Origin of the sequence: Brachybacterium halotolerans (assembly GCF_016623465.1) — a bacterium.
Taxonomy (GTDB): Bacteria; Actinomycetota; Actinomycetes; order Actinomycetales; family Dermabacteraceae; genus Brachybacterium; species Brachybacterium halotolerans.
The window spans coordinates 1-21,162 of sequence record NZ_JAEDAJ010000014.1 but is presented as its reverse complement, the minus strand read 5'-3'; the positions used below and the strand labels follow the sequence as shown (position 1 = coordinate 21,162).

The window sequence follows — 21,162 nt, the reverse complement described above, 5'->3', positions numbered from 1 at the left end:
CCGACCGTCCGCCCGCGCCCAGCTCGCCCCGTCGGCCCGCGTCCCCGTCCCGCACACCAGGAGCCGCCCATGCGACCCCGCCCCGCTCTCTCCGCCGCCGCAGCGCTCCTCGCCCTCACGGTGCTCGCCGGCTGCGGGACCGCCGATCCCTCCGCCTCGCTGCCCACGGGCACGAAGGAGGGCGGGGACCTCGTGTACGCGACCGACCGCGAACCGACCTGCCTGGACCCCCACAACAGCGGCGACATGCCGCAGACCTACATCGCCCGCCAGTACCTCGACTCGCTGGTCTCGATGAAGGCCGACGGCACGGTCGTGCCCTGGCTCGCCCAGTCCTGGGACGTGTCGAAGGACGGGAAGACCTACGACTTCCACCTCAAGAAGGGCGTCGAGTTCACCGACGGTGAGCCCCTGGACGCCGACGCCGTGGTCGCGAACTTCGAGCAGATCATGGACCCGGACACGCAGTCCTCGACCGACCTGCTGTACCTCTCGCCTTATTTCGAGAAGGCGACCGCGGTCTCCGAGCACACCGTGCGCGTGACCCTCAAGCGCCCCTACTCGCCGCTGCTGACCGTTCTCTCGCAGGCGTTCTTCGGGATCGAGTCCCCCCGGGCGATGGCCCGCGGGCTCGAGGCGAACTGCGCGGCGCCCGTCGGGACGGGCCCCTTCAAGGTCGCCGAGTGGAAGCGGAACCAGGAGGTCGTGCTGGAGCGCAACGACGACTACGACTCCGCCCCGGCGGACGCGAAGCACCAGGGACCTGCCTACCTCGAGAAGGTCACCTGGCGCTTCCTCAAGGACAACACCGCCCGCTTCGGCGCCCTGCAGTCCGGGAAGGCGCAGGCGATCTTCAACCTCCCGCCCGAGTCCGTGCCCGCGGCGACCGCCGACTCCCGCATCGACACCGACGACTTCGTGCACTCCGGCGTCCCCTTCGCGCTGGACTTCAACACCGACAGCCCGCAGCTGTCCGATGTGCGCGTGCGCCGCGCGATCGTGCATGCGGCCGACGCCCCCGGGATCGTCGAGAGCGCCTACGCGGGCGTGTTCCCCTACGAGGGCAACGCCCTGTCCAGCGGCACCCCCGACTACGACGAGAGCTACCACGAGCCCTTCCCCTACGACCCGGACAAGGCCGCGAAGCTGCTGGACGAGGCCGGCTGGACGGGGCGCGACGAGGACGGCTACCGCACGAAGGACGGGAAGACCCTCACCCTGCGCCTGCCGTACAACTCCGATCCCGGGGAGACGCCCCCAGCGGACCTCACGATCTTCCAGAACTTCCAGGCGATGGAGAAGCGGGTGGGGATCAAGGTGGAGCTGCAGCCGAAGGACGCCGCCTCGATGACCGCGATCAAGACGGACCCCACGGCCTACGACCTGCAGGGCCGCTACTGGAACAGCCCCACGCCCGGCGTCATGTACATCAAGTTCTCGAAGGAGACCCTCGACATCGACAACGGGCAGAACGTGGCCCGCGACTACGACGACGAGCTGGACAAGACCCTCGTCGAGGCCGCCGGCACCACCGATCCCGAGAAGCAGCAGCAGCTGTACTCCACGGCCCAGGGGATCCTCACGTCCCAGGCCTGGCACCTGCCGCTGTATCCCGTCCAGACCCGCCTGGCGACACGGTCCGACCAGGTCAAGGACATCTGGATCGAGCCCAGCGAGGGCGAGCCCGTGCTGCACGACGCCTACCTGATCCGGGACGGAGCCTGAGATGACCGCCGAGACCACGTCCTCCGCCCCAGCAACCGTCGGCCCCGTCGGCCCCGTCAGCCCCGAGGAGCCGGCCCAGCCGGCCGGCCCCGGACCCGCCGCGCCGCCGGCCGCCCTGCTCGCCCGCCTGCGCGCCTCCCTGCCCGGACGGATCGCGCTGCGCGTGCTCTCCGCCCTGGTCCTGCTGTGGGCCGTCGCGACCATCGTGTTCTTCCTGCAGCACCTCGTGCCGGGTGATCCGGCGCTCGCGATCCTGGGCGGCGCCTCGGCGAACCCGCCGCCGGAGACCGTCGCCGCGGTGCGCGCGCAATACGGCTTCGACCAGCCCCTGCTCGTGCAGTACGCGGACTTCCTGGGCGGTCTGGTGCGCGGGGACCTCGGCAGCTCGTACACGATGAAGGAGCCCGTGGCCCGGATCATCGCCGAGCAGATCGTCCCCACGCTGCAGCTGACCGGCGCCTCCCTCGCGATCGCCTGGGCGATCGCGATCGGCAGCACCCTGCTCACGGCCGCCCGTCCCGGACTCGCCGCGCGCATCGGCTCGGGCCTCGAGGTCGTCCTCGCCGCCCTGCCCCACTTCTGGCTCGGCGTGGTGCTGCTCGTCGTCTTCGCGGTGACCCTGCAGTGGCTCCCGGTGGTCGACGACGGCCCCGCAGGGCTCGTGCTGCCCGCGCTCACCCTGGGCGTCCCGCTCGGCGGCTTCCTCGCCCAGGTCACGCGGGACGAGTTCGACGCCGCCTCGCGCCAGCCCTTCGTGCTCTCCGCCCTCTCGCGCGGCACGCGCCCTGGCGACGTGCGCTGGCGCCACGTCCTGCGCCATGCCGCCCTGCCGGGGATCGCGCTCTCGGGATGGGGACTGGGATCGCTGATCTCCGGCGCGGTCGTGGTCGAGGTGATCTTCTCCCGCCAGGGCATCGGCCAGGTGCTGGTGACGGCCGTGACCTCTCAGGACCTCCCGCTCGTGATCGGCGTGACCTTCGTCGTCGCGCTCGTCTACGTGATCGCGAACATCCTCACCGACCTCGCCGCCGTGGCCGTGGACCCACGGCTGCGCACCTCGATCGGAGGCGCCTCATGACCGCTCTCGCCACCGCACCGGAGACCGCCGCCCCGGCGGCAGGCTCCCGATCCCGCGCCCGACGGGCCCGCCGCGCGACGGCCCTGCGCAGCGCGAGCTTCTGGCTCGCGGCCGTGGTCGTCGTCCTGGTGCTGCTCGCAGCGGTCGCGCCGGGCCTCCTGGCCCCGCAGGACCCGCTCGAGATCAGCCTCGGCGAGAGCTTCGACGCCCCCAGCGCCGCGCACGTCTTCGGCACCGACCAGTCGGGGCGCGACGTGTTCTCCCGGGTGGTCCACGGCGCCGGTCAGTCGCTCGCGATCGGCCTCGGCGCGACCGCGATCGGCCTGGTCGGAGCCATCGTCCTGGGGCTGCTGGGCGGCCTCGGCGGGCGCCTGGCCGACGCCTCGGTAACCCGCGTGATCGAGGTGCTCTACGCCTTCCCCGGGATCCTCCTCGCGCTCATCCTCATCGCCGTCTACGGCAGCAGCGCGCTCACCCAGATGGTCGCCGTGGGCGTCGCGACGATGCCCGGCTACGCCCGCATGGTGCGCGGCCAGGTGCTCGCCGTGAAGGGCTCGCTGTACGTGGAGTCCGCTCGCGCGCTCGGCCACTCCCCCGCGCGGATCCTCACGCGCACGATCCTCCCCAACGCATTCCGCCCGCTCACGGTGCTGGTCACGCTCGGGGTGGGCCAGGCGATCGTGTGGGCCGCGGCGCTCGGCTTCCTGGGCATGGGCGTGCAGCCGCCCACCGCCGAGTGGGGCGCGATGCTCAACGCCGGCCGCACCTACATCCAGCAGGCCTGGTGGATGGACTTCTTCCCCGGCATCACCATCGTCGTCTTCACCCTGTCCCTCACCGTGCTGGGCCGTCACCTGCAGCGTGCCGCCGACTCCGGAGCCTCCCGATGAACGCCCTGATCACCGCCCAGAACCTCTCGGTCTCCTTCGACGACGTCGAGGTCGTGCACGACGTCTCGCTCACGCTGCGCCCCGGCAGCTGCCTGGGGATCGTGGGCGAGTCCGGCTCCGGGAAGTCGGTGACCGCACGCAGCCTGCTGGGGCTGAACGGCGAGCGGGCGGCCGTGCGCGCCGACCGTCTCGAGGGGGCCGGCACCGACCTGCTGAGGGCATCCGACGCCCAGCTGCGCGCCCTGCGCGGCCGGCGCATCGGCTACGTGCTGCAGGACGCCCTGGTCTCCCTGGATCCGCTGCGCCGCGTGGGCGCGGAGATCGCCGAGCCCCTGCGCGTCCACGGCGTGCCGCGGCGCGCACGGGAGGGCCGGGTGCAGGAGCTGCTCGCGGCCGCCGGCGTCCCCGAGCCCGAGCTGCGCGCGCGTCAGCTGCCCAGCGAGCTCTCCGGCGGTCTGCGCCAGCGCGCGCTGATCGCCGCGGCGCTGGCCCTGGACCCCGAGGTGCTGATCGCCGACGAGCCCACCACCGCACTCGACGTCACCGTGCAGGCGCAGATCCTCTCGCTGCTCGAGGCGAACCTGGCCGCGGGCCGCGCGATCATCCTCATCAGCCACGACCTCGCCGTCGTCGAGCGCCTGGCCGACGAGGTGCTGGTGATGAAGGACGGCCGCGTCGTCGAGCAGGGGCCGACGTCCCAGGTCCTCTCCCGCCCCGCCGATCCGTACACGCGCCGTCTGCTCGCGGCCGTGCCCTCCGCCCGCTCCCGCGGATCGCGGCTCTCGGACGCGCCGCCGCTCGAGCTCTCGGCGCGGGACCGCGAGGCGCTCGGCGCGCGGCGCAGGGGCGCCGGTTCGTCGGACGGGACCGACGCAGCGGGCGCGGCGGGCGCACCGGGCTCGCCGGCCGACGGGCCGGTGCTGCAGGTCGAGGTCATCTCCAAGCGCTTCCGCGGGCCCGACGGCCGCGAGCGGACCGTCGTGGACGACGTCTCGTTCGCGCTCGCGGCGGGCGAGACGCTGGGGATCGTGGGCGAGTCCGGGTCCGGCAAGTCGACGACGGCGCGGATCGCGCTCGCCCTCGCGGAGCCGAGCGCCGGGCGTGTGCTCCTGGACGGCGAGGCCTGGTCCGGCCTGCGCGAGCGCCGCCGTCGCGATCGTCGGCGCCGGATCTCGGTGGTCCCGCAGGATCCGCTGGGCTCCTTCGACCCGCGCTGGGACGTCGGCCGGACCATCGCCGACGCGGTCCCCGCGGAGACCGGCGGACCCGCCCGCAGCGAGGCCCGCGCCCGGCGCGTCCGGGAGCTGCTCGAGGCCGTCGGCCTCACCGCGGCGCACGCCCGTCGCCACCCCCTGTCCCTCTCCGGCGGGCAGCGCCAGCGCGTCGCGATCGCGCGGGCGCTCGCCACCTCGCCGGAGATCCTGGTGCTCGACGAGCCGGTCTCCGCGCTCGACGTGTCCATCCAGGCGCAGGTCCTCGACCTGCTCGGCGACCTGCAGGAGGCCCTCGGCACGGCGCACCTGTTCATCTCCCACGACCTGGGCGTCGTCCACCACGTGTCCGATCGCGTGCTGGTCATGCAGGCGGGCCGCGTGGTGGAGCAGGGCACCGCCGACGACGTCTTCTTCCGCCCCCAGCACGACTACACCCGGGAGCTCGTCGCCGCGCTCCCCCACCCGACCCTCCAGGAGACCGCATGAGCACCACGATCACCTCCTCCGGCCCGACCGGCGCCCGCCCGAGCGACGCCGGTCCATCCGACGCCCGTCCGACGGACACCACTCCGAGCGACGCCTCTGCCGGCGATGCCCGTCCGACCGGCACCCGTCCGACCGCGGAGGACCTGCGCGCCCGCTTCGCGCCCGTCCTCGCCGAGATCGCGGCCGGCGCGGTCGAGCGCGAGCGCGAGCGCCGCCTGCCCTTCGCCGAGGTCCGCGCGCTCGCGGACGCGGGCTTCACCGCGATCACCGTGCCGAGCGAGCACGGCGGTGCCGGCGCCGACGTCGAGACCCTGTTCCGCCTGCTCATCGACCTCGGGGAGGCCGACTCGAACCTCCCGCAGCTGCTGCGCGCCCACTTCGCCTTCGCCAACGGCCTGCTGCTGGGCGACGAGGAGGAGGACCCGAGCGTCTGGCAGCGCCTGCTCGCCGGCGGCGCCGTCTTCGGCAACGCCAGCCATGAGCGCTCCACGGCCCGGGTCGGGGACCTCGCCACGACCGTCACCCCCGACGGCGAGGACTTCCTGATCAGCGGCGAGAAGGCCTATTCGACCGGCTCGATCTTCGCGGACTGGATCAACGTCACCGCGCAGACGCCGGACGGCCTCCGCGCCCGCGTGACCGTGCGGCGCGAGGATCCCGGCGTCCAGGTGCGCGATGACTGGGACGGCTTCGGCCAGCAGCTCACCGGCAGCGGCAGCACCCTCCTGGACGAGGTCCGGGTGCCCGCCTCCCGGGTGCGGATCCGGGGCGCGAGCGCGGACGGCCGCCCGACCCCGCAGACCGCGTTCCTGCAGCTGGTGCTGCTGTCCTCGCTGGTGGGCGTGGGGCGGGCGGCGCTGCGCGACGGCGTCGAGTTCGTGCGCTCGCGCACCCGCGTCTACTCGCAGGGCAGCGGGGCCACCGCGGCGGAGGACCCGCTGGTCCAGGCGGTCGTCGGCCGGCTCTCGGCGAAGCTCGCCGCCGCGAAGGACTCCGTGCTCGCCGCTGCGCGCGTCCTCGGCCGCGCGCAGGACTCGGTGATCCGCGACCATCGCGACGGGGTGGCGGGCTCGGAGCGCTCGCTCGCCCTCATCGACGCGGCCGAGCTGCGCACCGTGCAGGCGCAGCTCACCGCCGTGGAGAACGTGCTCGCGGTGACCACGCAGCTGTTCGAGGTGGGCGGGGCCTCGGCGACCTCGCGCGGCCGGGCCCTGGACCGGCACTGGCGCAACGCCCGCACCCTGTCCTCGCACAACCCCGCGATCTACCAGGAACGCGCGATCGGCGACCGGCTGCTCAACGACTCCGAGCTGCTCTACTTCTGGTCGACGGGCGAGAAGAAGAGCTGAGGGGCGCCGCGGGATCCCTCAGACCGCCTCGAGCGTCTCCCGGTACGGCGCGAGGGTCGCGTCGTCGAAGAGCCAGAACCGGATCTCCTCGAACCCGCCGAGCCGCGCCGCGGTCTCCCGCACAGTGCGGATCGCGATGGCTGCCGCACGCTCGACGGGGTAGCGGTAGACGCCCGTCGAGATCGACGGGAAGGCCATACTGACCAGGTCGTTCTCGCGTGCGACCTCGAGGCTGCGCCGATAGCAGGAGGCGAGCTGGGCGTCCTTCTCCTGCCGGCCGGCCTCGTCGGCCCGCGTCGACCAGACGGGTCCGACGGTGTGGATCACGTGGGCGGCGAGCAGGTCGTGACCGCCGGTGATCTTCGCGTCGCCGGTCCCGCAGCCGCCGAGCGTGCGGCACTCGGCGAGCAGCCCAGGACCGGCGGCACGATGGATCGCGCCGTCGACCCCGCCGCCGCCCAGCAGCGTCGAGTTGGCGGCGTTGACGATGGCGTCGACGTCGCCGTCCGTCGTGATGTCGCCGCGGCGCAGGGTGATCAGGACCGTCGGCTCGCTCATCTGCGCACTTCCCTTCTCACCCCGGGGCCACACCGGGGCCACCCCGGGCCCGCTCACTCGCCGACGCGGACCACGATCTTGCCGCTGGTGTGGCCGTCCATGCTCGCGCGGAAGGCGTCGGCCGCCTGCTCAAGCGGGAAGGACCCGGCGACGTCGACGCGCAGCTTGCCGGTGTCGACCATGTCGGCGAGGACGGCGAGGTCCTCGGCATCGGGCCGCACCCACATGTAGATGCCGCCGGACTCCGCGACCGAGCCGTCGGCGATCGAGGCGTGCCGACCGCCGTCCGCGAGCACTGCGAGGGTCGCGTCCAGCACCCCGCCCACGTAGTCGACCACGACGTCCACGCCGTCGGGCGCGAGCTCGCGCACGCGGTCGGCGAGGCCTTCGCCGTAGGTCACGGGCTCGGCGCCCAGGGAGCGCAGGCGGTCGTGGTTCGGCTCGGAGGCGGTGCCGATGACGCGCGCGCCGAGTGCCACGGCGATCTGGACGGCGAAGCTGCCGACGCCGCCGTTCGCGCCGTGGACCAGCACGGTCGTGCCCTCGGCCACGCCCATGCGGGTGAGGGACTGGTAGGCGGTGAGGCCGGCGAGGGGCAGGGCGGCGGCCTGCTCCCAGTCGAGCGCCGCGGGTTTGCGGGCGAGGGTCCGCACGGGCACCGTCATCTGCTCGGCGAAGGAGCCCTGCTCGACCCAGTCCTTGCGGCCGTAGGCCATGACCTCGTCGCCCTCGACGACCTCGGTGACGTCCAGTCCCACGGCCTCGACGACGCCCGCGACGTCCCAGCCCGGGATCGCGGGGAACTCGATGTTCATGAGCGGATCGAGGCCGCCGGCCACGATCTTCCAGTCCACCGGGTTCACGCCGGCGGCGCGCACGGCGAGGCGCACCTCGCCGGGGCCGACCTTGGGGGTCTCGACCTCGCTGACCTCCAGGACGTCAGGGTCTCCGTACGTGCTGTAAGTGATGGCCTTCATGTCCCTTGCGAACGCGCGCGGCGGGGCTGCGTATTCCGAGGTGCGGCCGACGGGCAGACGGGTCCCTGGGTTGATCGCCCAGCGACGTCGGAGGGGCGGATTTCCCGCACGAGCGCGCCGGGACGCCCTCGAGGGCGGCTCGGATCTTGTTAGGGTGCCAGGGCGGATGTGCCGTGGGTCACTGTGGCCCCGGGCGCGACCGCGCGCATCGAGGGGTCGACGAGATCGACGAGGGTCTCGCTCCCCGTCCCGGACCCACGAGAGGGCCGCTTCGGTCAGGTCCTGTCCGCATGGCACGCCGCCAGGCCGCCACTCCCGCCCCGACCTGACCGCCATCCCCATCCCACCCTGGAAGGACCTCCCGTGAATCCATTGACCCCCGATGAGCGCCCCACCAGCACCCGGCACGCCGCGGCGTCCCGCTCCGACCTCACCCGTCGCCGGGCGCTCGGGCTCGCGGCTGCGGCCGGCGGCGGGGTCGTCGCCGCGTCGGCCGCCGCCCCGGCCCTCGCCGCAGGGACCGCCGCTGGTGCTGGCGCGGCCGGCGGCACCCCGGCCCCTGCCTCCCCCGCGAAGGAGCTCCCTCCCGTGCACCCCGTCCCCCAGAAGGTCACCGTGTTCGACGGGAACGTGTCGCTCGCCGGGAAGGTGAGCGTGATCGTCGGCAAGGACACGGACGACGCCGCGCTCTCGGCCCTGCGCGAGGTGCTCGAGGATGCCGGTGCGTCCGTCTCCCTCATCACCGCGACCAGCGAGAAGACCACCGCGCAGGGCACTCGCATCCACCTGGGCAGCGCCGAGGACAACCCGACCATCGCCCCGAGCCTGAAGGCGCTCGGCGCGAAGTCGGCCGACGGTCTCGAGGCCGAGGGGTACGTGCTCGCCGCGGGCCGCTCGAAGGGCGCGCTCGTGGTGCTCGCCGGTCGCGATGCCGCCGGTTCCTTCTACGCCGTGCAGACCCTGCGCCGGCTGCTCGACGGCACGAGCCGTCTGCGCCAGGTCGAGGTGCGGGACTGGCCTCTGATGCCCATCCGCGGATCCATCGAGGGCTTCTACGGGATCCCGTGGTCGCACCAGGCGAGGCTGGACCACTTCCCGTTCTACGGGCGCCGCAAGCTCAACACCTACATCTACACGCCCAAGGACGATCTGCTGCTGCGCTCGAAGTGGCGGGTCCTCTACGAGGGCGAGGCCCTGGAGGACATGGCGGAGCTCGTCGAGACCGCCACGAAGAACCACGTGCACTTCACCTACGCCCTCTCCCCCGGCAACGACATCACCTACGGCAGCGACGCGGACTTCGCGGCCACCGTGAAGAAGTTCGACCAGGTGCGGGATCTGGGCGTGACCAGCTTCTACATCGCCCTGGACGACATCCCCACCGAGCTGGGCGACGAGGACGCCGCGCAGTTCGACTCGCTCGCCGCCGCGCAGGCGCACTACCTGAACCGTCTGCAGGACGAGTACGTGAAGGCCAACGACCTCGAGCCGCTGCAGACCGTCCCCACGGAGTACTGGGGCTCGGGCCCCTCGGACTACAAGACCGCGTTCGGCACCGGGATCGACCCGGACATCCGCGTGCAGTGGACCGGCGAGGGAGTGTTCTCCCCGCAGGTCACCGTGGATTCCGCGAGCAAGGCCGAGGAGTCCTACCACTCCGAGCACCTCTACGTGTGGGACAACTTCCCCGTCAACGACGGGCGCCGCGACCGCATCTTCCTGAATCCGCTCGAGGGCCGCGCGGACACCCTCCACGAGCACTTCGACGGCTTCACGTCGAACCCGATGATCGAGCCGTACGCGTCCCTGCCGGCGCTCGCGAACTACGCCGACTACTGCTGGAACCCGCCTGCCTACGAGGCCGAGGGCTCCTTCGCCGACGCCCTCGACGAGCTCGTCGGCGACGACCGGCAGGTGCGCCGGGCGCTCGACGTCTTCGTCGACCTCAACGTCAACTGGCCCTATCGGGACGGATCGCCGAAGGCGCCCGCGCTGTCGGCCGACGTCGAGGCCTACCGGAAGGCCTATGAGGCCGGCTCCCCGGGCGGGCGCCAGGATCTGCGCACGCGGCTGAACCGGATCACCAAGCTGCCGCGCACCCTCGAGGCGATGGCCTCGCAGGGCTTCGTCGACGACACGAAGCCCTGGATGACCGCCGCGTCCCAATGGGCACAGGGCCTCACGGAGCAGGACCGCATGCTCACCGCCCTCGAGGACGGCGCGCTGAAGAAGGCCTCGAAGGCCGCGGCGAGCGCGAAGGCCAGCCTCCGCGCGGCGACCGCCGCGACCGTCCCCGACCAGGGCGATGACGGCGTGTACAGGGAGGACCAGATCACCCCGAGCGTCGGCGACGGCGTGTTCGAGGTGTTCATCGCCTGGGCGTGGGCGCAGCTGCGCGACGTGCTGCCCGACGACCCGTCGCTGCCCTTCGTCGGCCTGCCCGCCACGGCGAGCACGACCCTGGACCAGTACCAGGACCACGCTCCGGCGCTCATGGTCGACGGCGACGAGTCCACGATGTTCTGGTCCTCGCGCGCGCCGAAGAAGGACGACACGATCACCCTCGAGCTGACGAACCCGTCCGACCTGCGCTTCGTGCAGCTGAAGATGGCGAAGTCCGACGAGACCGCGGGCGACCAGGTCTACAAGGGGGTCGTCGAGAGTTCGGCCGACGGCGAGGAATGGTCGACGATCGGCACGCTGACGGGCGATCCGGTGTTCACGAAGGAGCTCGGGGCGGGTGTGCGCGCCTCCCACGTCCGCGTGCGCGTGACCGGGAAGAACCCCGGCGGGAAGTGGGTGCAGGTGCGCGAGTTCGCCGTCTCCGACAAGGTCACGAGCGGGAACTGAGCGCGCGGCGCGGCGGCCGCGTGGCGCGCCTGGTCAGGCGACCGGCAGCGCGCCGGGGGTCCGCGCCCGGCGGTCGCGCTCGCGGAAGACCCAGCCGGGGTCGTCGGTCGTGATCGAGGCGACGTCCGCGGCGAGCGCCGCGTCGAGGTGCTCGGGGGTGTTCACGGTCCACACGTGCAGGCTCGCTCCGCTCGCGGCCCAGGCGCGGTCCGCGTCGCCGTCCTCGAGGGTCTGGATCCACACGCTCACGCGCTCGGCGCGCAGCTCGGCGAGCACCTGCATCACCTCGTCGTCGACACCCGCGGCGAGCAGGCCGATCGGCACCTCCGGCGCAGTCTCGCGCACGGTGCGCAGCGCCTCCGGGTGGAAGGAGATGATCACCGCGGGCGGGGTGCCGTCGGGCAGGGGCATCGGCTGCGCCCCGAAGCGCTCGCGCAGCGCGAGGGCGGTCGCGCGGGCGGCGGCCGGGGCCTTGACCTCGACGACCGCGCCGACGGCACGGCCCGCCCCGCCCTCGCACACGTCGAGGTAGTCGTCGAGCGAGGGGATGCGCTCGCCGCCGCCGAGCTCGACGGTGTCCAGCTGGGCGCGGGTGAGGTCGGCGATGTCGCCGCCGCACAGGGGCCCGTGCGGGGAGGCGGTGCGGTCGATGCTGGAGTCGTGCATGACGACGAGGTGGCCGTCGGCGCTCAGGTGGACGTCGCACTCGAGGGCGTCGGCCCCGTCGCGGACGGCGCGGCCGAAGGAGGCGAGGGTGTTCTCGGGGGCGCCAACGGGGGCGCCCCGGTGGCCGATCACGGCCGGGCGGGGCGAGGCGACCGGGGTGGACAGAGCGGCGGACGAGGAGGAGGAGGGGGTTCGTGCGGAGGCGGAACGGGCGAGGGACATGCGCTCCATGACGGAATCCATGTCTTCATCCTGTGCGGGATCGCCCCGGCCGACGACGGCGCGCGCGCCGCGATGCCGAAGTGTTCGCCCGATGTTCCCCGCACGGAGTCCGGCCGTCAGCGCATGTTCGCCGGGGCGCGGCGCAGGACCGCGGACGGGCCGCGACCCATCGGCCCGGGACCCGGTCACCAGCCGTCGACGGTCGCGAAGCCGGGAGCGCCGAAGATCCCGGGCGACTCGTCGACGTCCTGCGACCACTCCAGGTGCTCCGGCTGGTCGGACGGCAGGGCGCCGTCCTGGTGATCGGCGAGATCGAGGTGCAGCACCACGTGGGCCTGGAGCCAGACGTCCCAGAGCGCGGTCTCCTCGTCGTCCGCGCCGACGGGGGCCGCGGGATCGGGGGCGTCGATCCCGGAGAGGTCGGCCGTGGCTGTCGCGCGCGCCTCCGCGGCCTCATCGTCCGCCGCGCCCTTCAGCCGGATGGTCCTGTCACCGGTCGTGAGCTCCGCGTCCCGGATCTCGACGCGGGGCACGTACGTCGCACGGTGCGCGCCCTCGGGGCGGAAGGCGATGGCCCGGGGGCGCCCGTGGTCGTCGGTGCCCAGCACGTGCTCGTCGTCGTTCGAGAGCGCGGAGACCTCCGCCCGCAGCTCGACGGGCATCGTGTCGTGCGTCGTGCGTCCGCCGAGGTCGAGCGTGCCGTCGACGCCGAGGGACATCCCGGCGGGCAGGGTGTCGCCGTACGGGTCGATGATCGGGAAGAAGTCCTGCTGGTCCGCGGGGACCGTCGCCGCGGTCGGCGCGTCGTCGCTGCGGAAGGCGGCCTCGTGCGCCCCGTCGGAGACCATGACGACGACGGGATCGTCGTCGGAGACGGCCACGAGGCGGACGGTCGTGCCCGCCGGCTTGTCCTCGTCGGCCGACGGCGGGGCGTCGCTGCTGAGCCGGTCGAACACCTCGTCGGCGGTCACCGTGGTCTCGGGGAGGTCGCCGAGCCCCTGCGGCTTCTCGTCGCCGACGGCGAGGGAGGCCGTGAGCGTGCCGCCCTCCGCGCCGCCCAGCGCTCCCTCCGTGCCCACGGGCATGAGCGTGGCGAGCTCCGCCCCGTCGGACTCCCCCTCTCCCGACCCGCCCCCGCCGGCCACGCCCTCGGACCGGGTGTTGACGATGGTGACCGCCATCAGGTGCGTGCCGGGCGCGGCGTCGTAGGGCTCGGCGGCGTACCCCGCGTCCTGGACCTCCTGGAAGACGACGAGGACCTCGCGGCCGGCGAGACCGAGGATGCGGCGGCCGCTGTCGCCCGCGGTGTCGACCGTGCACAGGGCGCTGTCGGTGAGCATGCAGCCGCCGTAGGTCAAGCGGTCGTCGGCCGTCTGGAGGCGCGCGGGGACCTCGACGGACTCGCCCGCGGCGAGCTCGGTGCCGCGCGGCGGGCCGATGGAGACCGTGAGGTCGGGCTCCGAGCCGTCGGCCGCGCGCAGCTCGCCGACGCTGCGGGGGTCGACGTCATGGAAGCTGCCGTCGCCGCCGAGCGTCAGCGCGACCTCGCCGCTGCGCTGGTAGAACGACGTGATCGACGCCTGCTGCCAGATCGTCGCGCTGTGGCCGGCGCGACGCGTGGGCCCGCAGACGACGTCGTCCTGGATCGCGCCGCCCTCGAGATGGAAGTAGCAGGCGGCATCGGCGGGGACGTTCGCGCGCACCGCCCCCTCGGTGAGGCTCTCGCGCCACGCGTCGCCGATGGTGCGCAGGTCATCGGCCGGGCGCAGCAGGGCCGAATGGTGGTAGGTCCAGTCGGAGGGCTCGGGGACGGAGCAGCCCGTGAGGACCAGCAGCACGGCGGCGGCCGCTGCCGCTGCGCGTCGTCGAGCGCGCATGTCCCCTCCCTCCCCGCCGGCGGGCCCGCGCTCCGATGCGACGTGCCCTGCCCTGCCTCGCCCAGGTTAACGGGGGTCACATCCGGGTGATACTGTCCGGCACCTGCCCCGGCGCCCGCCCGGCACCCACCCCGAAGGACACCCGCCATGGCTTCTCCCACCTTCGCCCCGTACATCAGCTTCCCCGGCACGGCCGACGAGGCCTTCCGCCACTACGCCGACGTGTTCGGCGGCGAGCTGCAGATCACCCACTACGGCGCCTTCCCGACCGAGGGCTTCCCCTTCCAGCCCCCGCAGGACGCGGTCGCCCACGCGGAGCTGCACGGAGGCCGCATCACGCTCACGGGCGGCGACGCCGTGGGGCCCGACCAGCCCGTGGTGTCCTCGGATGTGTACTCCTTCCTCATCGGCCTCGAGACGACGGCGGAGGCGAACGCGCTCATCGACGCCCTCGTCAGCGGCGGCGGTCGCGTCGCGATGCCCTTCGCCCTCGCCCCGTGGGGCGACCACTACGGTCAGGTCACGGACCGCTTCGGCGTGCTCTGGGCGTTCGTGGTGCCCGGTGAGCACGGTCCCTCAGCGGCCGGGGCCGACGGCTCGAGCGCGGAAACCGCGTGACCCGCCCGCGCGTCGGACGTACCGTGCCGCCATGGGCAGACCCGAGGGGTTCGAGTACGTCGAGCGCGGCGAGGACGTGGTGATCCTGCACCACGGCAGGCCGGCCAACACCCTGCGCGGCCGGCGCGCCGCCGACTTCCTCGAGGACGCCGGGGCCGGGGACGCGCAGGAGCTCATGGCGCGTCTGACCGGGAACTACCGGCGCGGCAACGAGCGGGCGGCGAAGCGGCATCCGCGCAATGCGGCCCGGTAGCAGCGGTCCATCCCAGCAGCGGTCGTCCCGGCGGCAGGCTCCGTCGGAGGGCGTCGTCGGAGGACGTCGTCGGAGCGCGGGTCCCGGGCCTCGCGACGGAGCGCCCGCCACTGTCGTGGAATATTCAATGACCGGATAGGGTTGGTCCCACTATGCGAGCCTTCGGATTCCTGAGCTTCGGTCACTACGGCATCGCCGTGGGCGCTCCCGGCGTCGACGCGCGGCAGATGCTGCACGACGCCGTCGACATCTCCGCGGGCGCGGACGAGCTGGGCGTGAACGGCGCCTACTTCCGCGTCCACCACTTCGCCCGGCAATCGGCCTCGCCGATGCCGCTGCTCGCCGCCGCCGCGGCGCGCACCGAGCGGATCGAGGTGGGCACCGGCGTCATCGACATGCGCTACGAGAACCCCCTCTACCTGGCCGAGGAGGCCGCGGCACTCGATCTGCTGGCCGACGGCCGCGTGGCCCTCGGCGTCTCCCGCGGGAGCCCCGAGCCGGCCGAGCGCGGCTGGGAGTCCTTCGGCTACCACGGCTCGACCGACCCGCGCGGCGCCGACGTGGCCCGCGAGAAGTTCGACCTGTTCCTGCGCGCCGTGCGCGGGGAGCCCATGGCCCGCGCCGTCGAGAACGGATATATGTCGAGCGCCGCGCCCGGGGCGGGACTGCGCATCGAACCACACTCCCCCGACCTCGCCGACCACATCTGGTGGGGCGCGGGCAGCCGCGAGAGCGCCGAGAACGTGGGCCGCATGGGGCTGAACCTCATGAGCTCGACCCTGCTCACGGAGGCGACAGGGGAGTCGTTCGGCGACCTCCAGGCCGAGCAGATCGACCGCTTCCGCGCCGCCTACCGGGAGGCCGGGCACACCGGGCGCCCGCGCGTGTCCGTCTCGCGCAGCGTGTTCCCGATCGTCGACGAGCAGGACCGGCTGCTGTTCGGCATGCGCCCGGGCGAGGGCGCCGACCAGATCGGCATCATCGACGGCATGCGCTCGACCTTCGGCCGCACCTTCACCGGCGAGCCCGATCAGCTGATCGAGCAGCTGAGGGCCGACGCGGCCGTGCAGAGCGCCGACACCCTCATGCTCACGATCCCCTCGCAGGCCGGTGTCGACCTGAACCTGCACATCCTCGAGTCCTTCGCGCAGCACGTCGCGCCCGCGCTGGGCTGGAAGCCGAACACTGAGGGGCCTGTGGAGGGAGACCGGATCTGATCTGCTGCGAGCGCCGCAGGAAGGAGCCGGGTCCGGCTCAGTCCCGCACCTCCAGGTGCAGATCCACATGCACGTCGTCCCCGACGCCCAGGTCGGTCGCGCGCTGCACCGCGACCTTCACGGGCACGAGGTAGACCCCTTCGCGCGGGAACAGCGACGTCGTGAACTCGATGCCTTCGATGGTCGCGACCACGGGGATCGCTCCCCACCCGTAGGTGACCAGCGAGGCGACGTCGGCGATCGCGTCGGACTCGTCCTCGGGCACGGGCGCGAAGACGAACGGCGCGGGGCCGCGCCAGGAGATCAGCGTGGTGTCGAAGGAGAGGTCCACGGGGCAAGCATGCGCCCTCTCCCCGTCGGCCGTCCTGTCCTTCGTCGGATCCGGCGCGTAGTGTCGCGAGCCCGGCGGACGCACCGTCCGCCCGCGTTCGCCGAGCGCAGCACGCGCTCCCCGAGCGCACCGAGCGATCGAAGGAGAAGACATGTCGCATCCCGGGGAGCTCACCCAGGAGAAGACCGTCGAGATCATGCGGGAGCAGCGCTTCGTCATGCTCTCCACGGTGCTCGACGGCAAGATCGTTTCCCATCCCATGACGCCCATGCGCGTGGAGGACGACGCGAGCGTGTGGTTCTTCGTCGGCCGCAGCGGCGAGCAGGGCACCGCCCTGCAAGGGAACCCGCAGGTCAACCTCGCATTCGCGGAGACGGGCAGCTGGCTGTCCGTGGCCGGCGCCGCCGAGTTCGTGGAGGACCGGGCGAAGGTCGAGGAGCTGTGGGACGACCAGCTGGAGGCTTACTTCCCGCAGGGGGCCGACGATCCCGACCTCGGCCTCGTGAAGGTCCGCGGCGAGTCCGGGCAGTACTGGGGGATCCCGGGGCCGCGCCCCGTCGCCGCCGCGAAGATGCTGGTCGCGAAGCTCAGCGGGGACGAGGGCCCCGGCGTCTCAGGCAAGACGGAGCTCTGAGCGCGCAGGTGCACGGAGCAGACGTCCGGGAGAGTCGGCCGAGGAGATGTCCGGAAGAGCGGGCCGAGCGGGGACAATCGTCGGGTGCACTCCGACTCCGATGACCCGATGCTCGCCGACGTTCTGCGCGCCCTCGAGGCCGCTCCGGCCCTCCGCGGTCGCGATGCCTATCTCGCCTTCGTCCGGGAGCAGGGCGTAGCCGCACTGTGGAAGGGCCTCGCGCCCGAGCACGTGACGGCCTCGACCTTCGTGTTCTCGCCCGACGGCGCGCAGGTGCTGCTGTGCTTCCACCGCAAGGGCGGTTTCTGGGTGCAGGTCGGCGGACACCTCGAGCGGGAGGACGCGAGTCTGGCCGACGCCGCCCTGCGCGAAGCGCGCGAGGAGTCCGGGCTCGAAGGCCTCGCCCTCGCCACGGCCTCGATCACCGATCTGGACCGCCACGAGCTGGCCGGCGCCTTCACGTGCCGCGCCCACTGGGACATCGGCTTCACCGCGGTCGCGGACCCGTCGGCCCGGATCGTGGTGAGCGAGGAGAGCTGCGACGTGCGCTGGTTCGCCGTCGATGCCTTGCCCGATGGTCTGGCGCCGGGCTGCGCGCGGAGGATCGAGGTCGCGCGGCAGGTGCTGCGATGACCGGCCCGGTCACCTTCGGCGGCGCGGGCACGTCGCTGCGCATCGCGACCGTGAACATCAACGGCATCCGCGCGACCCTTCGCCGCGGCTTCGGCGACTGGCTGCGCGAGCGCGGATGCGACGTGATCGCACTGCAGGAGGTTCGTGCCCAGGCCGACAAGCTGCCGGGCGGTGCCTTCGACGAGTACCACGCGGCCCTCGACACCGGCAGCGTCCCCGGACGCAACGGGGTCGCGGTGCTGACGCGGCAGCCGCCCGCGGCCGTGCGCACGTGGAGCGGCGCCGCGCTCCTGGCGGGGCCGTCCGCATCCGGTGTGCGGCCGAGCGCATCGAACGGGGCGCCGCTGCTCACTGAGGTCCCTGCAGCAGACAGCGTCGTCCTCCTGCGAGGCCTGCGCCCCTTCGCCGACCAGGGGCGGTACATCGAGGTGGACCTCGCAGATGCTCCGGTGACGATCGCGAGCCTCTACCTCCCCAAGGGCGGTCTGCCGGCGGAGCTGCAGCGGCCCGAGCGGATGCGCGAGGCGCCCGACGGCGGCGCCCGGTACGCGCGCAAGATGGCGTTCATGGCCGCCTTTTCGACCTACCTCACGCGGACCCGTCGCGCCGCCGCGGCGGCCGGGCGCGAGTACCTGCTGATGGGCGACATGAACATCGCCCACACCCGCCAGGACCTCGCGGCGTGGCGCCGCAACCAGCAGAACGACGGATTCCTGCCCGAGGAGCGGGAGTGGTTCGGGCAGCAGCTGGGCCCGCGGACGCTCGTCGACGTCGTGCGCTCGCTGCATCCCGAGGAGGACGGCCCGTACTCGTGGTGGTCCTGGCTCGGGCAGTCCTTCGCGAACGACGCGGGCTGGCGCATCGACTACCACCTGGCCACCCCGCGGCTCGCTCGCAGCGCACGCTGGGCGGCCGTGGACCGGGAGGTGGCGGGGACTCGGCTGTCCGACCATGCCCCGGTGATCGTGGAGTACGGGGTCTGAGGGCTCCAGGACTGGACGCATCAACGGATGCGGCGGGGAACGATCGGTCGTACGATTCCCGTATCGCGGCAGCCGACCGGCGTGCCGTTCGTCAAGGGAGTTCGGCTCCCGGGTGGGTGGGCATCCTCTCCGGAGGCATGCCATGCCGAACCCGTATTCCACGATCCTGCGCACGCCGGGGATTGTCCGCCGACTCTTCGCCGTCCTGCTCAGCGCACTTCCCCTGGGGATGCTGTCCCTGGGGATCGTACTGAGCGTGCAGGAGTGGACGGGGTCGCTGCGCGCAGCGGGCACGATCAGCGCCCTGTTCGGGCTCGGCAACGCGATCGGCCTGACCGTCCAGGGCGTGCTCATGGAGCGCGGGCACGAACGCGGGCTGCTCCTCCTGGCGGGAGCCTCGTGCGCCGCAGGCCTGGGCCTGTTCACCGCGGTGGGTTTTCTCGACGGGCCGCTCTGGGCCCTCGCGGTCCTGGCGCTGACCGGCGGGACCTGCATCCCGGCGATCACCGCGGCCGCTCGCGGTTGGCTTCCGCTCGCGCTCGCTGAGCCCTCGGAGCGCAGCGCCTCCTACGCACTGCTCGCCGCACTGTTCCAGACGGCGGTCGCCGTCGGACCGCTGCTGCTGTCGCTCGCACTTCTGCTGCGCGGACCCGCACTGGCCCTTGCCCTCTCGGCGGCCTCGATCCTCGGCGCGTCCCTCGTCTTCGCCCTCCCGCGCGACCTGAAGCGTGATCGGGGTACCGTGGCTGCGGATGTGCACCGGTCACACGCGGGTCGAACCGACCCAGAGCGTCGCCCTGCCCGAGGATCCCGCCCGTCACCCGGTTTGCGGACGATCCTGTGCGCGGAAGCACTGGGCGGCATCGCCGTCGGCGCCACGGGTGTTGGCGTCCCCGCGGCGATGGCCTCCGCGGGAAGGCCGGTCCTCGTCGGCGTGGGCTTCGCAGCGCTCGCGTGCGGCGAGGTGCTCACCGCACTGATCATCGGCACGAGACCGATCCCGACTCATCGCCGGCGACTACTGCCCGAGGTCCTGGCCGGATGCGCGATCTCCGCGCTGCTCGTCCGGCTGAGCGCAGGGTCTCCCGGCCTTCTGGTTCTCGCGATGATGATCCTGGGCGCATCGACTGCACCCGCCACGGTCGTGAAATCCGCGCTGCTCGACCGGGTCTCCACGGCGGACGCCGTCGCACGCGGCTACTCGCAGCTCGTCGCCGTCAGCCTGATCTCCGCCGCAGCCGGGAGCGCTCTTGCCGGTCAGCTCTCCGACGCGCTGAGCCCGGTGGGCCTGCTGGTCATCCCCGTCGCGTCGCTCGGCCTCGCCGCCGCCTGGACCGCGTCTCGAATGCGCACACTCGGGTGACGAGACTTCTGCCAGTCTGGCGACGACGAACGCGATGCCCCTGCAGACGCTTCGACACTGAACGTCGGCCATGATGACCGTATGGCTTCGTATTCCGGGAGCGACTTCTACTGCGACATCGCCATTCCGCGCCCCGACCTCCTCGACGTCGTATTCGAGAGCCGGCGTGTGCTCGCCTTCCACCACACCCGCCCGTTCTGGGAAGTGCACATCGTGGTGGTCCCGAAGTCGCACATCCCCTCGCTCACGGACACTTCTCCGGACGATGCCGAGGACCTGGCGGCCCTGTCGGCAGCCGTGAAGGAGGTGGCGGGCGGGGTCGAGCAGGAACACGGCGCCGCCGCCGTCACCACGAACCTCGGCGCATACCAGGACTCGAAGCATCTGCACGTGCACATCCACTCCGGGGGCCGGCGGACGGTCGGCTGACCGCTCAGGGCACGACGATCCCACCGCTCCCGTTCCGTGCCGCGACCCTCCCGTCCGGCCCCGCCGACACGCGCCGTCACATCCTCACGCGGCGGGAACACCTCGGCCCGTCATGCGCTGCACCACGCATGACAACCATCGGAATCATCGGTGCAGGCAACATCGGCAGCCAGGTCGCACGTGCGGCCCTGACGGCGGGATACGACGTGGTCATCGCGAACTCGCGGGGGCCCGAGACGCTGGCGGATCTCGTCTCCGAGCTCGGTGACGGCGCGCGCGCCGCGACCGCGACGGAGGCGGGCGAGGCAGGCGACGTGGTCGTGGTGACCGTGCCCCTGAAGGCGATCGACCAGATCCCCGTCGAGCCGCTCGCCGGGAAGATCGTCCTGGACACGAACAACTACTACCCAGGCCGCGACGGGCAGATCCCGGCATTGGACGCGGGCGAGACCACCACATCGCAGCTGCTCCAGGGGCACCTGCCGACGTCGAAGGTCGTCAAGCCCTTCAACCACATCCCCGCCGCCGACATCACGACCGACGTCGCCCCGGCGGGCACGCCGGACCGTCGGGCGCTCGCGGTCTCCAGCGATGATGCCGAGGCACTCGAGTTCGCGACGAAGCTGTACGACGAGTTCGGGTTCGATGCGGTCGACGTGAGCCCGCTCAGCGAGTCGTGGAGGGTCGAGCGCGACCGCCCGGCGTACGTCATGCGCCAGAACGCCGAGGAGCTGCGCGCGAACCTCGCGAAGGCGCCGCGCGAGGGCTGAGACGGCTCGATCGACGACAGGCCGACGCATGAGGCGCGG

At 72.8% G+C, this 21,162-nt stretch carries 20 protein-coding genes; 15 read left to right on the top strand and 5 right to left on the bottom strand.

The genetic code is table 11. The annotated features are described in order from the left end of the window. Window positions 1-69 precede the first annotated feature (69 nt). Genes I8D64_RS15590 through I8D64_RS15570 form a run of 5 tightly spaced genes read left to right on the top strand, consistent with a single transcriptional unit; the run spans window position 70 to window position 6,742 of the window. Window positions 70-1,725, top strand: a complete 1,656-nt coding sequence (locus I8D64_RS15590; protein WP_200503720.1) for an ABC transporter substrate-binding protein — start codon at window positions 70-72, stop codon at window positions 1,723-1,725. Between the two features lies 1 nt (window position 1,726). Beyond that, window positions 1,727-2,803, top strand: a complete 1,077-nt coding sequence (locus tag I8D64_RS15585) for an ABC transporter permease (RefSeq protein WP_200503719.1) — start codon at window positions 1,727-1,729, stop codon at window positions 2,801-2,803. After that, window positions 2,800-3,693, top strand: coding sequence for an ABC transporter permease (locus I8D64_RS15580; protein WP_200503718.1), 894 nt, complete (start codon window positions 2,800-2,802; stop codon window positions 3,691-3,693). The genes I8D64_RS15585 and I8D64_RS15580 overlap by 4 nt, the downstream gene beginning before the upstream one ends. Further along, window positions 3,690-5,393, top strand: coding sequence for a dipeptide ABC transporter ATP-binding protein (locus I8D64_RS15575; protein ID WP_200503717.1), 1,704 nt, complete (start codon window positions 3,690-3,692; stop codon window positions 5,391-5,393). The genes I8D64_RS15580 and I8D64_RS15575 overlap by 4 nt, the downstream gene beginning before the upstream one ends. After that, window positions 5,390-6,742, top strand: a complete 1,353-nt coding sequence (locus I8D64_RS15570) for an acyl-CoA dehydrogenase family protein (protein WP_200503716.1) — start codon at window positions 5,390-5,392, stop codon at window positions 6,740-6,742. The genes I8D64_RS15575 and I8D64_RS15570 overlap by 4 nt, the downstream gene beginning before the upstream one ends. Window positions 6,743-6,760: 18 nt before the next feature. Here I8D64_RS15570 and I8D64_RS15565 read toward each other — a convergent pair whose 3' ends face one another. Together I8D64_RS15565 and I8D64_RS15560 are read right to left on the bottom strand one after the other, a co-directional pair. Continuing rightward, window positions 6,761-7,300, bottom strand: coding sequence for an O-acetyl-ADP-ribose deacetylase (locus I8D64_RS15565; RefSeq protein WP_200503715.1), 540 nt, complete (start codon window positions 7,298-7,300; stop codon window positions 6,761-6,763). A 53-nt stretch (window positions 7,301-7,353) separates the two neighbouring features. After that, window positions 7,354-8,277: an NADP-dependent oxidoreductase gene (locus I8D64_RS15560; protein ID WP_200503714.1), complete on the bottom strand. Its 924-nt coding sequence runs from the start codon at window positions 8,275-8,277 to the stop codon at window positions 7,354-7,356. 363 nt (window positions 8,278-8,640) lie between these two features. Here I8D64_RS15560 and I8D64_RS15555 point away from each other — a divergent pair, with 363 nt between their 5' ends. Next, complete coding sequence (locus I8D64_RS15555) at window positions 8,641-11,127, top strand: beta-N-acetylglucosaminidase domain-containing protein (protein WP_200503713.1); 2,487 nt, start codon at window positions 8,641-8,643, stop codon at window positions 11,125-11,127. A gap of 33 nt (window positions 11,128-11,160) precedes the next feature. Here I8D64_RS15555 and I8D64_RS15550 read toward each other — a convergent pair whose 3' ends face one another. After that, window positions 11,161-12,036 carry a glycerophosphodiester phosphodiesterase gene (locus I8D64_RS15550; protein WP_246483101.1) on the bottom strand — a complete coding sequence of 292 codons (876 nt, stop codon included), beginning with the start codon at window positions 12,034-12,036 and terminating at the stop codon, window positions 11,161-11,163. Window positions 12,037-12,200: 164 nt separating this feature from the next. After that, complete coding sequence (locus tag I8D64_RS15545) at window positions 12,201-13,892, bottom strand: hypothetical protein (RefSeq protein ID WP_200503712.1); 1,692 nt, start codon at window positions 13,890-13,892, stop codon at window positions 12,201-12,203. Window positions 13,893-14,039: 147 nt separating this feature from the next. Between I8D64_RS15545 and I8D64_RS15540 the strand changes: the two genes are divergently transcribed. From I8D64_RS15540 to I8D64_RS15530, 3 genes are all read left to right on the top strand, one after another. Continuing rightward, entirely contained in the window at window positions 14,040-14,510 is a 471-nt protein-coding gene (locus I8D64_RS15540; protein ID WP_200503711.1) for a VOC family protein, read from the top strand. A gap of 31 nt (window positions 14,511-14,541) precedes the next feature. Next, window positions 14,542-14,763: a hypothetical protein gene (locus tag I8D64_RS15535; RefSeq protein WP_200503710.1), complete on the top strand. Its 222-nt coding sequence runs from the start codon at window positions 14,542-14,544 to the stop codon at window positions 14,761-14,763. A gap of 152 nt (window positions 14,764-14,915) precedes the next feature. Next, complete coding sequence (locus I8D64_RS15530) at window positions 14,916-15,980, top strand: LLM class flavin-dependent oxidoreductase (RefSeq protein WP_200503709.1); 1,065 nt, start codon at window positions 14,916-14,918, stop codon at window positions 15,978-15,980. A 37-nt stretch (window positions 15,981-16,017) separates the two neighbouring features. Here the strand turns inward: I8D64_RS15530 and I8D64_RS17505 are convergent, their stop codons facing one another. Next, window positions 16,018-16,311 carry a DUF1905 domain-containing protein gene (locus I8D64_RS17505; RefSeq protein WP_343068610.1) on the bottom strand — a complete coding sequence of 98 codons (294 nt, stop codon included), beginning with the start codon at window positions 16,309-16,311 and terminating at the stop codon, window positions 16,018-16,020. 151 nt (window positions 16,312-16,462) lie between these two features. Between I8D64_RS17505 and I8D64_RS15520 the strand changes: the two genes are divergently transcribed. The 6 genes from I8D64_RS15520 to I8D64_RS15495 all read left to right on the top strand — a co-directional run bounded on the left by I8D64_RS15520 (window position 16,463) and on the right by I8D64_RS15495 (window position 21,123). Next, a complete protein-coding gene (locus I8D64_RS15520; RefSeq protein WP_200503707.1) occupies window positions 16,463-16,945 on the top strand; it encodes a pyridoxamine 5'-phosphate oxidase family protein in 483 nt (160 codons plus the stop codon). An 84-nt stretch (window positions 16,946-17,029) separates the two neighbouring features. Beyond that, window positions 17,030-17,578 carry an NUDIX hydrolase gene (locus I8D64_RS15515; protein WP_343068609.1) on the top strand — a complete coding sequence of 183 codons (549 nt, stop codon included), beginning with the start codon at window positions 17,030-17,032 and terminating at the stop codon, window positions 17,576-17,578. After that, complete coding sequence (locus I8D64_RS15510) at window positions 17,575-18,561, top strand: exodeoxyribonuclease III (RefSeq protein ID WP_200503706.1); 987 nt, start codon at window positions 17,575-17,577, stop codon at window positions 18,559-18,561. Before I8D64_RS15515 ends, I8D64_RS15510 begins: the two co-directional genes overlap by 4 nt. A 142-nt stretch (window positions 18,562-18,703) precedes the next feature. Beyond that, the gene (locus I8D64_RS15505) at window positions 18,704-19,924 is read left to right on the top strand and encodes an MFS transporter (protein ID WP_200503705.1); all 1,221 of its coding nucleotides are present in this window, start codon (window positions 18,704-18,706) and stop codon (window positions 19,922-19,924) included. An 81-nt stretch (window positions 19,925-20,005) separates the two neighbouring features. Then, complete coding sequence (locus I8D64_RS15500) at window positions 20,006-20,353, top strand: HIT family protein (RefSeq protein WP_200503704.1); 348 nt, start codon at window positions 20,006-20,008, stop codon at window positions 20,351-20,353. Window positions 20,354-20,481: 128 nt separating this feature from the next. After that, window positions 20,482-21,123 carry an NADPH-dependent F420 reductase gene (locus I8D64_RS15495; RefSeq protein ID WP_200503703.1) on the top strand — a complete coding sequence of 214 codons (642 nt, stop codon included), beginning with the start codon at window positions 20,482-20,484 and terminating at the stop codon, window positions 21,121-21,123. The last annotated feature ends 39 nt before the right edge of the window (window positions 21,124-21,162 follow it).

Excerpts from the sequence above, each read along its gene's own strand:
- I8D64_RS15585 (WP_200503719.1), top strand. The coding sequence starts at position 1,727 with ATGACCGCCGAGACCACGTCCTCCGCCCCAGCAACCGTCGGCCCCGTC.
- I8D64_RS15495 (WP_200503703.1), top strand. The coding sequence starts at position 20,482 with ATGACAACCATCGGAATCATCGGTGCAGGCAACATCGGCAGCCAGGTC.
- I8D64_RS15520 (WP_200503707.1), top strand. The coding sequence starts at position 16,463 with ATGTCGCATCCCGGGGAGCTCACCCAGGAGAAGACCGTCGAGATCATG.
- I8D64_RS15510 (WP_200503706.1), top strand. The coding sequence starts at position 17,575 with ATGACCGGCCCGGTCACCTTCGGCGGCGCGGGCACGTCGCTGCGCATC.
- I8D64_RS15590 (WP_200503720.1), top strand. The coding sequence starts at position 70 with ATGCGACCCCGCCCCGCTCTCTCCGCCGCCGCAGCGCTCCTCGCCCTC.
- I8D64_RS15580 (WP_200503718.1), top strand. The coding sequence starts at position 2,800 with ATGACCGCTCTCGCCACCGCACCGGAGACCGCCGCCCCGGCGGCAGGC.
- I8D64_RS15550 (WP_246483101.1), bottom strand. The coding sequence starts at position 12,036 with ATGGATTCCGTCATGGAGCGCATGTCCCTCGCCCGTTCCGCCTCCGCA.
- I8D64_RS15505 (WP_200503705.1), top strand. The coding sequence starts at position 18,704 with ATGCCGAACCCGTATTCCACGATCCTGCGCACGCCGGGGATTGTCCGC.
- I8D64_RS15570 (WP_200503716.1), top strand. The coding sequence starts at position 5,390 with ATGAGCACCACGATCACCTCCTCCGGCCCGACCGGCGCCCGCCCGAGC.
- I8D64_RS15545 (WP_200503712.1), bottom strand. The coding sequence starts at position 13,892 with ATGCGCGCTCGACGACGCGCAGCGGCAGCGGCCGCCGCCGTGCTGCTG.
- I8D64_RS15500 (WP_200503704.1), top strand. The coding sequence starts at position 20,006 with ATGGCTTCGTATTCCGGGAGCGACTTCTACTGCGACATCGCCATTCCG.
- I8D64_RS15575 (WP_200503717.1), top strand. The coding sequence starts at position 3,690 with ATGAACGCCCTGATCACCGCCCAGAACCTCTCGGTCTCCTTCGACGAC.
- I8D64_RS15535 (WP_200503710.1), top strand. The coding sequence starts at position 14,542 with ATGGGCAGACCCGAGGGGTTCGAGTACGTCGAGCGCGGCGAGGACGTG.
- I8D64_RS15530 (WP_200503709.1), top strand. The coding sequence starts at position 14,916 with ATGCGAGCCTTCGGATTCCTGAGCTTCGGTCACTACGGCATCGCCGTG.
- I8D64_RS15565 (WP_200503715.1), bottom strand. The coding sequence starts at position 7,300 with ATGAGCGAGCCGACGGTCCTGATCACCCTGCGCCGCGGCGACATCACG.
- I8D64_RS15540 (WP_200503711.1), top strand. The coding sequence starts at position 14,040 with ATGGCTTCTCCCACCTTCGCCCCGTACATCAGCTTCCCCGGCACGGCC.
- I8D64_RS15560 (WP_200503714.1), bottom strand. The coding sequence starts at position 8,277 with ATGAAGGCCATCACTTACAGCACGTACGGAGACCCTGACGTCCTGGAG.